The organism is Candidatus Nitrotoga sp. M5 (assembly GCF_927904885.1).
Lineage (GTDB): Bacteria > Pseudomonadota > Gammaproteobacteria > Burkholderiales > Gallionellaceae > Nitrotoga.
Window position 1 is genome coordinate 1 of record NZ_CAKMNW010000064.1, and the last position, 13,631, is coordinate 13,631.

Sequence of the window (13,631 nt, forward strand, 5' to 3'; positions counted from 1 at the left end):
CGCCAAATTCCTGGGCGCTCAGCCAGAGCAGGTTGGTAGCGGCGATTCTGCTCAAAGTAGTTAAGAGCTTTGTTTATATTGACATTTACATTTTTATAAACATTGCGGGCAAACAAAATTGGACAATGTTACTGAAATAAAAAATTGAAGTTTTATTTCAGTCGATAAAATTAGTAATATCAGCACAGGCTAAAAGCTTCGAAGGTCCAATTAAAATGAATACTCTGCCTTAGAAGCTGTATGTAAATTTGGCGTGCCTGATCAAGTAATGGAAACACGCAAGGAACAATAGAGCGGGTTAACAATAAAACTGTGTGGGAATGTAAATATGAGTGAATCGAGCGACTTCCAAGAGGGGCTGAATTTTTTCTTGAACAAAGACTATATCAAGGCTGAAAAGTGTTTTATTAAAGCAGCAAAGCTAGGGGATCCTGAGGCTCAGTTCTGTCTTGGTGATATGCACAATAACGGTTACGGCGTTAAAAAGAACGAACAGAAGGCCGTAACTTTCTTCCGAAAATCTGCAGAGCAACGATTTACTCCATCGCAAATTAATTTAGGAATTATGTATTCTCAAGGGCAAGGTGTTGAGCAGAACCTCATAGAAGCATATAAGTGGCTAAGTATAGCTGGCCGAGCGGTTGATGAGGAGGGCGGAGAGCTTGCTGTTGATGAGGAAGGAAGGGAGCTTCTTGAGGTTGTGGAAGAGCAAATGACGGAGGGTCAAATTGCGGAAGCAGTACGACTATCAAAGGCTTGGTTGAAAGCGAATCAAATAATCTAATCTTGGTACTCCTATTAGCATGTATTGCTGACTTGCCATAATTAATGGAAATGTAAAACGTTTGGCAGATGATGGTTGCTTGTTGGACTATACGATAATAGCTTATTAGGTGGGTGTACGGTCTACTTCCGTTAACGATATACAAGAACTCACTCAAATGGAATGCAAATTTATTTGTCCAAATTGCCTAAAAATTTAGTAGATAGCGATATGGAGTAATAAATTTCGAAGATGCTCTTAAAATGATGGCTAAATATCAATCTTATTCAATGATTTTTTCACAATGATTCGTTCCGCCAGTTGATAAACGAGTATAGCAAATAAGCATACTTGCTTCTGACAAGCAACTGAGAGTTGCCTGCGCTTATTGTCGCTCAGCTTTGTGATTGCAGCTGACAGGTCACATTTTGTCTAATGATTCCATCAGCAGCTTCGGGTCATATTTGATGTGTTGGTTGCCCTCTTAATAACCGGCTTTCAGTTTCTTCTAAAACTCATGGTTTAGCACAATACTGTGTAACTCGAAAAAGATATCGCTTGCATCTTAACTATATTTCGCACACAAATTTTTTTTCGTGCCTTCTTTGCTCATCACCATAAGTTTTGAAAGGTTCCCTTGATACAATGATGCTGCATTTCGCAATGCTAGATATTTTGAGCGAATTTTAAAAAATGCAACTTGATCAATTGCTTAAAATGTCGGGATTCAAATAACCTTGCGGCAAAGCAGCATCTATCCAATTAATTCTATCTAGCTAAATTGGCGAACATTACAGGCACATAATTTTATATGTGCGAGTAAATCTCTACCCCAACTAGTCTGCTAGGTATTACACATCAATTTAATTAGAATACGATATTCAATTAATTTATAGTGTAATATTTACAGCATAATTACTAATGAAATTTACTCAATTTACCGATTATTCATTGCGCACCTTAATTTATTTGGGTGCACAGCAAAGCATGCTGGTTACGATCAGCGATGTTGCTGAAAGCTATGGTATAGCGCAAAATCATTTAACGAAAGTTGTGCACCAACTGGCCAACCGCGGCTATATTCAAACTACGCGCGGCAAGGGTGGAGGAATGCGCTTGGCGCGCTTACCGCAGTTAATCAACATCGGAGATGTAGTGCGCGATATGGAAGACAATATCGATTTGGTAGAATGCTTCAATTCAAAAAATCAAAGTTGTCCCTTGCTACCCGCATGCATCCTGAAATCAGTGCTGACAGAGGCGCGTAAAAATTTCTTTGACACTTTGGACCGCTACACTTTGGAAGATTTATTGATCAATCAATCAACTTTGAGAAAACAGCTTGAACTTAAAAGAAACGCACATTAAACGAAGTTTTTATTCCGCCCGTCATAAGCATTCTATGTTTAAGGCTATGATGCAATTATCTGTTGTAACTATCTTGCTCTTCCACTATTTTGACCAGTAAACAGTTGGCGTCATGCTTTGGTTGTGACGATTAATCATTTTTGCCTTCTTAGATATCTCGCGAGATCCTGCGGTGCACCGCCATGAAATTTCATCATCCATTGTTAGTCAGCTGCCATGACCTTACGCCTCTGGCTCAGTTAAACCAACTGAGCAGGCTTTGTTAAGATAGCCCAACATCTCAGGCAGTTGAAGAACAGAAGCGTTGGTCACGCTGTAGATGCAGCGGGGGCGCACAATTAAATTGGTAAAGTCGTGACATCGCAACTGACATCCAGCGTGAACTAACTCTCGACTATACTGAGTGCAAAGTGCATCATCACGCCATCCAAGTCAATAAACGCTTACCTACCCATCAAGGCTTGACGAAGCGATATGCGAATTTATCGGTCGGTATGTCCATATTGAAATAAGCTCGATTGCGAGGGTCAGACGAATTGCGAAGAAAGTTGCTTTCTTGTTCAAGTCGGAAACCGGTTTTTTGAAGCTCCTCCAAAACGATAGCTTGGTCAATGCGACGGAGCGACTTTGTCGTTTTAAGATCAGCACCCTTTTTGGCGGAGTGGTCGATCACGATGAGGTGTCCGCCAGACTTCAAAGCCTTAAATAAGCGCTGGTTTATACTGGAGCGACGAGCCACTGACAGGTAGGTACTATTGTGATAATTCATGACGTTGGTAATCAAATCCAGTTTGGGTACATAATCGGGTATGGGGTCTTCTAAAGGGCGTGTCACCGGCACGATGTTCGATTGAGGATGATCGGCCAATCGTTTGGTGAATGCTGGCCGTTGGCGCTCTCCTTGCGCCCATACCGTTCCGGAGCTTCCAACAACCAGTGCAAGCAGTTGTGTGGTGTATCCATGGCCCGTTGCGAGATCTAGTACCCGCATTCCTGGTCGCACTTGGGCGAACTGTAGGAACTCAACTGGTTTGCGAGTCGCATCAGCACGCTTATCTTCATTAGTTCGAATGGGGCTGGTAGCCGCCTGTTTGTACAATTCGGATAAAATTTGCGAGTTGCTTAATCCTGGCGCGGCGTATCCGTTTATCCCCCATGCTAACTCTCCCCATACCAAGCTAAAGATAGCGGTAAGCAGCAGCACCCATAGGCCAGTCAAATAGTATTGTGTAAGCATGAAATAATCATTTTGAAAGTATCAAGGTTTGACGAAGCGCAAGGCAAATTTGTCTGTTGGAATATCCATATTGAAGAATGCTTGATCGCGAGGGTCGGACCGATTGTGTAGATATTTGCTTTCTTGTTCAAGTTGGAAACCTGCTTTCAGTAGTTCTTCACCAACGACCCTTTCATCAATACGGTGTAGCGATTTTGCTGCTGAAATTCCACTTCTCGGTTTTGCTGAGTGATCGATTACAACGAGGTGTCCACCAGATTTCAATGCATCAAACAGTCGCTGATTTAGTTTGGAACGGTCAACAGGTTTATAGACGATATCGTGGTAGTTCAAGATGATGGTAATCAAGTCTAGCTTGGGTATATCACTGGGTACAGGGTCTTCAAAAGAGCTTGTTACCGTAACGATGTTCGACTGGGGATGATCGGTCAGTCGTTTGACGAGTGCTGGCCGTTGTTTTTCCACTTGTGCCCATACGGTTCCCTTGCTTCCAACAACCAGTGCGAGTAATTGTGAAGTGTTTCCCCTGCCAGCTGCAATATCCAGAACCTGCATACCTGGCCGCACTTGGGCGAACTGCAGGAATTCAACTGGTTTGCGTGTTGCATCAGTACGCTTGTCTGCATTGGTCCGGATTGGGCTGTTAACTGCCTGTTGGTAAATCTCTGTTACAGCTTGCAAATTATTCCGTTGAGGCGAGGCATGTCCGTTAATGCTCCACGCCAAACTTAAGCTGAAGATTATCGTCGGAAGCCAGCCTCTCGTAATGCAGTATTTTGATGTTAACATTAAGGCTCCTTATTTATAATTGCTTACTTGATTTTTTAAACTAGAAAAGTCGGCACTTAAATTGTCGGGTTCATTGTATTTATGAAGAAGTCTCAATTGCCCTAGCGTCTTCTTAATGCTATTGGGGACAGAAAAAATGCTTTTATACCTCTTTGACAGCATTTGAGGTATTCTTCTTCAAGTTAACGTACGATGCACTTAAGTGTATTTTGAATTAGTACCACTACTTCTATTTTGTTCGCATGCGCTTAATAAATATATTATTTGTTAATTGGCTACTTGTCACGTTACATACAGCTTGGGTGGATAAAGTTGTCAAAAATGATGCGCCTGCCTTCTCCACTGACAACGCAGGGTTTGCGCGCTGAATTATTACGCAACACGATGAGTTTGATTGGTATGAGTTACAAAATAGGTGGGCAGTCTTTCGATACTGGGATGATTTACAGCGGTTTCATACGGCACGTCGACATCTATCTGAGTGCAAACCGATTTATCTACGCATCCTGCAGAAAATTCAAGAGTGTGATGGTCTCCGACATGGGCGTGTGATAGTGGACGAAACGCTTTAATGGTGCGCTGTGCATCCTTTAATCTAAAGCACAGGATGGCAGTTAAGGCTTTTCCTGAATGACAAATAACAACGAAATATATGTATATCGCATTTGATAATAGTTATCACTTGTGGTTAACTAGCACTTAGATAGCTATCTCTTTATTGAATTCATCTAACTGACACTTTGGAGTTTATAAAAATGGACAAACACCAGTCGTTATTACGTCGTCTTTCCGGAATTTTTGCAGCTACTGCGATGCTGTCGGTGGCAATGACTGCTTTCGCTACCAGTGAAATTGTAGTTTATTCGGCCCGTAACGAGCAGCTTATCAAGCCGCTATTTGACGCCTATACCAAGGAAACCGGCACCACTATCAAGTTTCTCACTGACAAGGAAGGTCCCTTGCTACAAAAACTGAAAGCTGAGGGTGCCAATACGCCCGCTGATATACTGATTACGGTAGATGCTGGCAACCTGTGGCAAGCGAGCAATCTGGGGTTATTACAGCCAGTAAAATCCAAAACGTTGCTAGATAATGTTCCCGCTCATCTGCGTGACCCAGCTAACCAGTGGTTCGGTTTGTCAGTGCGTGCCCGCACTATTATTTACAACAAGGATAAAGTGAAGCCAGCGGCTCTTTCTACCTATGAAGATTTGGGTAATCCCAAGTGGAAAGATCGCTTATGTTTGCGCACTTCGAAGGCAGTGTATAACCAGTCGCTGGTGGCAATGATGATTAATGAGTATGGAGAGCCTAAAACTGAGAAGATTGTGAAGTCTTGGGTGGCTAATCTCGCTACCTCTCCTTTATCCAACGATACTCGCGCAATGGAGGCAGTAGCCGCTGGCCAGTGCGATATGACGGTGGTAAACACTTATTACTATGGTGCTCTGATGAAGAAGAAACCCAAGCTCCCGCTTGCGATATTCTGGCCAAATCAGAATACGAAAGATAGTGGGGTGCACGTAAATATTTCCGGCGCAGGCGTCACTCGTCATGCTAAACACCGAGCAGATGCGGTTAAATTTCTTGAATGGATGTCCTCAGAAAAAGCTCAGAATCTGTTAGCAGATGCAAACATGGAATATCCGGTTAATCCAAAAGTGAAGACTGATGCCGAGGTTGCGGCATGGGGCGAATTCAAGCAGAACCCCATTAACGTGGTTAAGGCAGGTGAATTACAAGCCACTGCGGTTAAATTAATGGATCGTGTCAGATATAAGTAAGACGCTAAATGCAACGATTGCCTGTATATAGTGCAAAAGCGCCCAGAACGGGCGCTTTTACTTTTAAATTCCGTTTGCCCAGTGCTTGGGTTTTAGCAGCACTTCTGATCGCTATGCTTACCTTGGTTCCCGTCGTTGTAGTGCTTAGTTCATTGCTAACGCCGGAACGGGAAATCTGGGCGCATCTGGTGGAATATCAACTGCCACAATTGCTAACTAATACTTTCTGGTTGGTATTAGGGGTGGGATTGGGTGTGGCTATAATTGGAGTTCCCCTGGCGTGGCTCACGGCAGTATGTGAGTTTCCAGGACGCAAACAATTTTCTTGGGCATTATTATTGCCATTGGCGATTCCCGCCTATGTAACGGCATTTGTCGCTATCGGTTTGCTTGATTTTACTGGGCCGGTACAAACTCTGGCGCGAGAATGGTGGGGGCCGATTGAATTTCCGTCGATTCGATCGAGAGGTGGCGTCATTGCGGTGATGACATTGGCGCTCTATCCTTATGTTTATCTGATTGCCCGAAACGCGTTTCTTACCCAAGGTAAGCATGCGCTGGAGGTGGCGCAGTCACTTGGACTATCGCCCACTGTCGGATTTTTTCGGGTAGCCCTGCCAATGGCGCGTCCTTGGATCGTGGGCGGCGTTATGCTGGCCTTGATGGAAACTTTGGCGGACTTTGGTACCGTGGCGGTCTTCAACTACGACACTTTCACCACCGCTATCTATAAGGCGTGGTTCTCGCTGTTTTCGCTCCAAGCTGCTTCGCAATTAGCGTCACTGCTGATTGTGTTCGTGTTGGTGGTATTGCTGGCAGAGCAACAAACGCGCAAACGCATGCACTATACCCAGACAGGCAAGCACAGCGTCCAGGCTCGCATCCAGCTCACTGGAGCTCGGGCTTGGCTGGCTTCCGGTTTTTGCCTGATTGTGCTGGCGCTCGGATTTATCATACCTGTCACTCAGTTACTGCTTTGGGCGTCAGAAGTAGTGGAGCAAGATTTAGATGCGCGCTACCTGGACTTTTTCTGGCATTCGTTGGCGCTAGCCGCTATTGCTGCGCTACTGGTAGGAGCAGTTGCATTATTGTTGAGCTATAGTGCTCGCCAGCATCCTGGTTTTCTGTTACGCATAACAGCACGTATCGCCACTATTGGTTACGCACTGCCGGGCGCGGTGCTGGCGGTGGGCATTTTTATTCCGATAGCCTGGCTGGATAATCGATTAGTGGCTGTGGGTTGGGTGCAGTCGCCACTGTTGCAAGGCTCTTTGGTGGTAATGCTTCTGGCATATCTAATCCGCTTTTTGGCGGTAGCTCACAGTCCGATAGAAAGTCAAATGCAACGCATTACTCGTAGCGTTGATGAAGCTGCGCGCAGCTTGGGTGTGTCTGGTATCAACTTGATCGCCCGAGTGCATATTCCGATGCTGAGCGGCAGCCTTTTAACGGCTGCGGCGCTGGTATTTGTAGACGTGATGAAGGAAATGCCGATCACTCTGATGACGCGACCGTTTGGATGGGATACTCTGGCAGTAAGAGTGTTCGAGATGACCGCTGCTGGCGAGTGGAACCGCGCTGCATTGCCCGCTGTAGCGCTGGTACTAGCTGGATTGGTGCCAGTACTTTTATTGACTAAATATCGTTCAAAATAGCTCTAGCGTGTCAGAGTGAAATTTGAACGAAGTCAGGGTAGGGCAACCATTTTTTAACAAATGTTAAAGAAACTTTTACTATTTCGGATCTCTGAGAGAGGTCTCTGAATTTACGACTATCTGGTTGAATGAATACAAAGCGAAACTGAAATTTACTAATTATGTTACTTGAACTTAAACATGTCAGCCAGTCCTACGCTGCACGCAAAGTGCTTTGCGACCTCTCCTTTGCGCTGAACACTGGCGACATTGGTTGTCTGCTTGGACCTTCAGGCTGCGGCAAGACCACCGTGCTCCGCGCTATCGCTGGATTTGAACCTATTACCGGTGGTGAGATCGTGCTAAACGGCGAGCGAGTGAGTGCACCTGGTTTTATTGTGCCTGCTGAAAAGCGTCGTATCGGCATGGTGTTTCAGGACTATGCTCTGTTCCCGCATTTAAATGTAGCCGCCAACGTAGGCTTTGGCTTGCATGGGTTATCCAGTGTTGAACGCAATAAGCGTGTCGAAGAGTTGTTACAAACAGTTGGTTTGGAGGGGAGTGGTCAAGCTTATCCGCATGAACTTTCCGGTGGTCAGCAGCAGCGTGTGGCATTGGCTCGAGCGTTAGCGCCTTGTCCGAACCTATTGTTGATGGACGAGCCATTTTCCAATCTGGATGTTGAGCTGCGCGAACGACTTTCGCTAGAGGTGCGGGATATACTGAAGCAGCAGGGTGCTACCGCTATTATCGTCACTCACGATCAGCATGAAGCATTTGCCATGAGCGACATGATAGGGGTAATGCATGATGGCGAGATCCAGCAGTGGGACAAAGCATACAATTTGTACCATCTGCCTGAGAGCCGCTTCGTTGCCGATTTTGTTGGTCAAGGCGTTTTGCTGCCGGGAAAAATGCTTAACGCGGACCAAGTCGAAATCGAGCTGGGTACACTGCATGGTGAGGTTTCGGGTGCTTGCTCTTCAGAAGGCCTTAATGAAGTCAGCAATAATGGGGGCGAGGTGGAGGTGTTGTTACGCCCTGACGATATTATCCATGACGATGCGAGTCCTCTGCTTGCCCAAGTTGAGCATAAGGCGTTTCGCGGTGCGGATATTCTTTATACTTTGCGCCTGCCAAGCGGTAACCGCGTGCTTTCCTTAGTGCCAAGTCACCACAACCATGCCATCGGTGAGTGGATCGGAATTCGTTTGGAGGTGGACCATGTTGTGGCTTTTCCACTTATCAAAAGTGCTGGGTCATGAAGCGGGCTAAATTTTGCATTTAGGTGAGTACCGAGTTAAGTCACACTTTAAGGACACCTCTAATAATTCAATTTTCTAAGCAAAATTTATGTACGCGTAAAAAATTTGAAAGCGGCATTTAGTTTATATTTAAGCGATAACCTGTTCGAGTAACGCCTAATTGTGACGATACGGGGTAAGCAGGCAAACTGCAAAGCGGCTGCTCGCAAAATTTAAATTTTAGAGGTGCCCTTAATTCAATGCTTCTTTTAAGCCAACAAATATCTCCTTCGATCCTAAGTTGCGTTTATGTTTTGTGTGGACAATTGACTTTAGAGCAGTCAGCATAAAGATAAAGCGCATGATCACGGATCGTGAAACCAAGTTCATCGGCAATTTTTATTTGGCGTTTTTCGATTGCGGGGTCGTGGAATTCTTCAACTCGACCACATTGTAGGCATATTAAATGGTCATGGTGTCCACCTTTATTAAGCTCGAATACCGATTTGCCAGTTTCGAAGTGATGGCGGATAAGTAGTCCCGCTTGCTCGAATTGAGTAAGTACACGATATACTGTTGCTAGACCGACATCGAGCCCCTCTCCGATAAGCATTTTATAAACATCTTCGGCGCTTAAGTGCCGTACTTCGGCATTTTCGAACAGATTGAGAATTTTTACGCGCGGCAGCGTGGTCTTAAGGCCGACAGTTTTGAGGTTGTTTGGCGCACTCACTAGGTTATCCTTTAAAATTTATTGATGGCGTTACGTTCTTTAAAGTCGAGAGTTATATTAGCATTTTGCCATTGATAGCTACATCATGCCAGAAATGGCCGCTTAGTCGTTGTTTATTGATGGCCTGAGTTCAATAAATTTTTCCTGTTTGGTTTTGGGCAGGCAATTATAACGTTATGCGGGCCTAGGTATTAGCGCAGTATGTTCGCTCCTGATATGGTGGTTTGTTAACGACAGGTTATTTGTTTTTCGGATCAGTTATGAATCCGATTTTACTCAAGCCGCCGGTCTGTGCGGCAGCCATAACTTCTACAATTTTTTCGTATTGCGTTGACCGTTCCGCACGTATATGCAGTGCAGGGAGCGGAATTTTTTTCGAAGCCTCAGCGATACGGGCTTTCATTTGTGTTGCATCAATGAGTTCGGTATTCCAATACATTAGGCCTTGCGCATCAATTGACAGATTGATGTTATCCGGTTTGACTTCATCGCGTTGATTGGTCGCACGTGGCAAATCTATTTTTACGCTATGGTTTATCACCGGAATTGTGATGATAAAAATGATTAACAGTACCAGCATTACATCGACTAATGGTGTGGTGTTAATCTCTGGATTAAAATCGTCGTCCGAGTCGGACAGGGAGCCCATTGCCATTATGCACTCCTAGCGGCGACAATTTTGCCACCCTGATCGTCGGCAGCGGTGACTATGCAGGAACGAGCACCGGTGATGAACAGCGCGTGTAAATCAAATCCGAATTTATTCAGTTTTGCAATAGTAGATTTATTACTACGGACTAAAGCGTTGTAGCCAAAGGTGGCCGGGATCGCTACTGCCAAGCCAAGCGCAGTCATGATCAATGCTTCTCCTACTGGTCCAGCAACCTTGTCAATACTTGCTTGTCCTGTAGTGCCAATCGAAACCAGAGCGTGGTAAATGCCCCACACAGTACCGAGCAAGCCGACAAATGGTGCGGTTGAACCTACCGACGCCAATATCGCCATACCGGATTGCAGCTTGCCGGAAGTTTCATCTATCGCTTGCCGTAATGACAGGGTAACCCAATCGCTGAGTAATAGCTGGTCGTGTAAATGACCTTTGTGCGCAGCATGATGGCGCATAGCAGCCGCACCTGCATGTGCGATATCGGAAAATGGATTGTTGGTGCCAAGCGTAAGTACACCATCAGCCAAGTTGGTCGTATCCCAGAAGTCGGTACCGGCAGCATGTGACGCCCGACGATAATTTAGTAATTGGAACGCTTTAGTGACAATTACATACCATGATGCGATCGACATGACGATAAGCAATACAGCGACGCCTTTGGTGATTAAATCGCCTTCAATCCATAAACTTTCTAATCCATAAGGATTTGCTTGCATGATGATTCCTTCTTTATTGATTCAAATTAAAGTCAATGGGCACGATTGCATAAACGCTGATTGCCCTGCCACCTTCGATATGTGGCTTGAACATTACACGAAGAACCGCTTTCCTTGCGGCTTCGTCGAGTCGAGGCGAGCCCGATGTTTTTTGTACCTCGACTTGCTTCGGATGGCCTTTTTCATCCACTAACACGCGCAGCGTAACACGTCCTTCTTCGCCCCTGCGTATGCTAAAGGGCGGATATTCCGGTCTAGGCGCCTGGAGATATTCCACGCCAGTTGAAATAGTCTTGGGTCGAGAGGGCGCAGGCGCAGGCGCAGGCGCAGGCGCAGGCGCAGGCGGTGCGACCGGCTTAGGTGGAACAGGTGGCTGTGGAGAAACGGGTGGCGTTTCAATAGCCTGATCTGACGGAATTTTGTCAATAACCGGAACTACCGGCGGAGGCGGCTCAGGCGGAGGCGGCTCAGGAGGAGGCGGCTCAGGAGGAGGCGGCTCAGGAGGAGGCGGCTCAGGAGGAGGCGGTGGGGGCGGCTCAGGCGGAGGTGATTCAGGCGGGGGTGATTCAGGCGGGGGTGATTCAGGCGGATCGTCAACTGTGATTAAGCTGACAAATATTTCTTTTACTAATTCTTGTTCTGTTTTTGGTAATTCTCGCTTAATTTGGTAGAGCAAGCCGTTTAGCAATGCATAGATAAAACCAATGTGCAGAAAGATTATTAAAACTAATAATATTAGGCGCTGGACTTGCGGCCATGTCTTCATAGGAAGATTCGGTGTCGAAAATAATGGTATTACGCTCATGTATTGTTTTTATGCTGCAATTGCCATTGCGCAGAATTGAAAAACCATTGCCGATGTTAAATAATAAAGCATTATAAATGAGTATTGACAAGCTAAGAAGTTGGTTTAGCGGTATTCGTTTTTCGATCAGAAAAATATACATAGATTCATCAACCTAACGGCGAAATGCCAAAGTTATACGAAGCCCGTTGACTACATTCGCCTGCCAGTGACCAACGCTCGGTGCGTCATCTGCCAGTAGGCGTTATCAGCTGGATGTGGCGCGTCAGCATCGAAATCTCATGGGATGCGAATAATTATTAGTAATTGTCATCTTTATTAAAAGAAATTGCAAATATTGCATTGCAGTTTTGCGAGTAATGAAATGCAAAATTCAAGCTCAGGTAACCTGAATTAATTTCAGGATGATGTCGGTTGCTGTGTCGGTTTGACGGAGGGTTGCTGCCACCCTCCAGCCAATGCCTTAAACAAGTCAGCAACTGCTGAACGCTGGGCACGCTCTGCATCGATACGAGTCAGCTCTGCTTGTAGGTAATTTCGTTCGATATCCAATAATTCCAAACGGCTGGACATACCTATTTGGTATCGCAATTCCGATTGTTTATAAACTTTCGACAGCGCCCTGCTTCGGGAGGTTTCGGCAGTTAGTATTTGGCGTGCTGATTCCTGTGCGAATAAAGCGTTGCGCACATCGGCAAAAGCGTTGGCGACTGCCTGCTTATATTGAGCTAGCGCCTGATCACGACGAGATTCCGCTACCTTTACGCCAAATTTAATGCGCCCAGCATTGAAAATGGGCTGACCAATATTTGCGGCAAACTGAAAAATACCCGCTGGCCCCGAAAATAAATTAGAGAGTGAAATGCTTTGACTCCCGAGATTGGAGGTTAAACTAATTGAAGGGAAGAACTGCGCGCGCGCTGCGCCGATACGTGCATTCATTGCTATTAATTTTTGTTCTGCTTCTTGTACATCTGGTCTACGCAGTAACAATTCAGCCGGTAACCCATCGGGCACCCAAATTTTAGTAAGGGTGGGACTGCCACGCTCCAGCTTGCCATTCATTACGTCGCGCGGTGAGCGGCCTAGCAAGAGTGCAAGACTCGTTTCTTGCTGGTCAAGAACTTGAGTGATGGAAATGAGTTGCGATTGTGCGGCGTCAACATCGGCCTCAGATTGGTGTAGCTCATATTCAGAAATGACCCCGACCTGAAGCCGTTTTTTATCTAGTGCTAACCTTTCTTGACGCCCGGCTAACAGCTGGCGAATAGCTAACACTTGGGCGTCAGTTGATAACAAAGAAAAATATTGCTGTGCCACTTGTGCCGTTAGTGATAAGCGTACGGCGTCTCTGTTAGATTGTGTCGCAAACAGATCAGCGCGTGACGCCTCGCTGACGCGGCGAAATTTGCCCCATAGGTCCAGCTCGTAGCTGGCGTCCAGAGTGAGAGTCGTGAGGTTTTGGATACGTACTGGAGGTATGAAAAATCCGGGGTTAATACTTCTTTTGGTGCGTGATTGAGCGCCATTGAAGTTGAGTTGCGGATATTGATCTGATTCGGCTATTCCAAGTTGGGCACGAGCTTCTAATATGCGTGCGGTGGCAACTTGGGCATCCACATTATGAGCAAGTGCCTCATCTTCAATTTTATCAAGAATTGGATCGGCATATATGCTCCACCAACGTTCCCCAGCAGCATTGACCGATTTTTCTGTAGCAGGATTAATAACGCTTGGCTTGGTTTTCCAATGATCTGGTAAATCAATTTCTGGACGCTGGTAGTTTGGGCCAGCGGCGCAAGCCACTAATAACGTACTGCTAAACAGAAGCACAAGTGATGTTCTGGCTTTTAAAAAATAGTTGATTATGCAATGTTTCATATCAATAGGC

The 13,631-nt window shown here is 45.6% G+C and carries 13 protein-coding genes; 6 read left to right on the plus strand and 7 right to left on the minus strand.

The window, feature by feature from the left end:
- Nucleotides 1–328: 328 nt before the first annotated feature.
- Together MJ770_RS11615 and MJ770_RS11620 are read left to right on the plus strand one after the other, a co-directional pair.
- Nucleotides 329–784, plus strand: coding sequence for a tetratricopeptide repeat protein (locus MJ770_RS11615; RefSeq protein ID WP_239254355.1), 456 nt, complete (start codon nucleotides 329–331; stop codon nucleotides 782–784).
- Between the two features lie 900 nt (nucleotides 785–1,684).
- On the plus strand, nucleotides 1,685–2,131 hold the full coding sequence (locus MJ770_RS11620; protein ID WP_239254357.1) for an RrF2 family transcriptional regulator: 447 nt from the start codon (nucleotides 1,685–1,687) through the stop codon (nucleotides 2,129–2,131).
- 454 nt (nucleotides 2,132–2,585) lie between these two features.
- Here MJ770_RS11620 and MJ770_RS11625 read toward each other — a convergent pair whose 3' ends face one another.
- Nucleotides 2,586–3,368, minus strand: coding sequence for a class I SAM-dependent methyltransferase (locus MJ770_RS11625; protein WP_239254359.1), 783 nt, complete (start codon nucleotides 3,366–3,368; stop codon nucleotides 2,586–2,588).
- 21 nt (nucleotides 3,369–3,389) lie between these two features.
- A complete protein-coding gene (locus MJ770_RS11630) occupies nucleotides 3,390–4,157 on the minus strand; it encodes a class I SAM-dependent methyltransferase (protein WP_239254361.1) in 768 nt (255 codons plus the stop codon).
- Nucleotides 4,158–4,469: 312 nt separating this feature from the next.
- On the opposite strand from MJ770_RS11630, the gene MJ770_RS11635 reads away from it, so the two are divergent.
- The 4 genes from MJ770_RS11635 (at nucleotide 4,470) to MJ770_RS11650 (ending at nucleotide 8,840) form a co-directional block, all read left to right on the plus strand.
- Nucleotides 4,470–4,709, plus strand: coding sequence for a hypothetical protein (locus MJ770_RS11635; RefSeq protein ID WP_239254363.1), 240 nt, complete (start codon nucleotides 4,470–4,472; stop codon nucleotides 4,707–4,709).
- A gap of 260 nt (nucleotides 4,710–4,969) precedes the next feature.
- Nucleotides 4,970–5,941, plus strand: coding sequence for an extracellular solute-binding protein (locus MJ770_RS11640; protein ID WP_239254475.1), 972 nt, complete (start codon nucleotides 4,970–4,972; stop codon nucleotides 5,939–5,941).
- A gap of 8 nt (nucleotides 5,942–5,949) precedes the next feature.
- Nucleotides 5,950–7,596, plus strand: coding sequence for an ABC transporter permease (locus tag MJ770_RS11645; RefSeq protein WP_445083157.1), 1,647 nt, complete (start codon nucleotides 5,950–5,952; stop codon nucleotides 7,594–7,596).
- A gap of 161 nt (nucleotides 7,597–7,757) precedes the next feature.
- Complete coding sequence (locus MJ770_RS11650) at nucleotides 7,758–8,840, plus strand: ABC transporter ATP-binding protein (RefSeq protein WP_239254365.1); 1,083 nt, start codon at nucleotides 7,758–7,760, stop codon at nucleotides 8,838–8,840.
- 286 nt (nucleotides 8,841–9,126) lie between these two features.
- Here MJ770_RS11650 and fur read toward each other — a convergent pair whose 3' ends face one another.
- From fur to MJ770_RS11675, 5 genes are all read right to left on the minus strand, one after another.
- Nucleotides 9,127–9,552, minus strand: coding sequence for a ferric iron uptake transcriptional regulator (gene fur, locus MJ770_RS11655; RefSeq protein WP_239254375.1), 426 nt, complete (start codon nucleotides 9,550–9,552; stop codon nucleotides 9,127–9,129).
- Between the two features lie 238 nt (nucleotides 9,553–9,790).
- The gene (locus MJ770_RS11660; RefSeq protein ID WP_239254377.1) at nucleotides 9,791–10,207 is read right to left on the minus strand and encodes an ExbD/TolR family protein; all 417 of its coding nucleotides are present in this window, start codon (nucleotides 10,205–10,207) and stop codon (nucleotides 9,791–9,793) included.
- Nucleotides 10,207–10,935 (minus strand): MotA/TolQ/ExbB proton channel family protein, encoded by a 729-nt coding sequence (locus MJ770_RS11665; RefSeq protein ID WP_239254379.1) that lies wholly within the window; start codon nucleotides 10,933–10,935, stop codon nucleotides 10,207–10,209. Before MJ770_RS11665 ends, MJ770_RS11660 begins: the two co-directional genes overlap by 1 nt.
- A gap of 13 nt (nucleotides 10,936–10,948) precedes the next feature.
- The gene (locus MJ770_RS11670; RefSeq protein ID WP_239254380.1) at nucleotides 10,949–11,740 is read right to left on the minus strand and encodes an energy transducer TonB; all 792 of its coding nucleotides are present in this window, start codon (nucleotides 11,738–11,740) and stop codon (nucleotides 10,949–10,951) included.
- 399 nt (nucleotides 11,741–12,139) lie between these two features.
- Nucleotides 12,140–13,621: an efflux transporter outer membrane subunit gene (locus MJ770_RS11675; RefSeq protein ID WP_239254381.1), complete on the minus strand. Its 1,482-nt coding sequence runs from the start codon at nucleotides 13,619–13,621 to the stop codon at nucleotides 12,140–12,142.
- Between the last annotated feature and the right edge of the window lie 10 nt (nucleotides 13,622–13,631).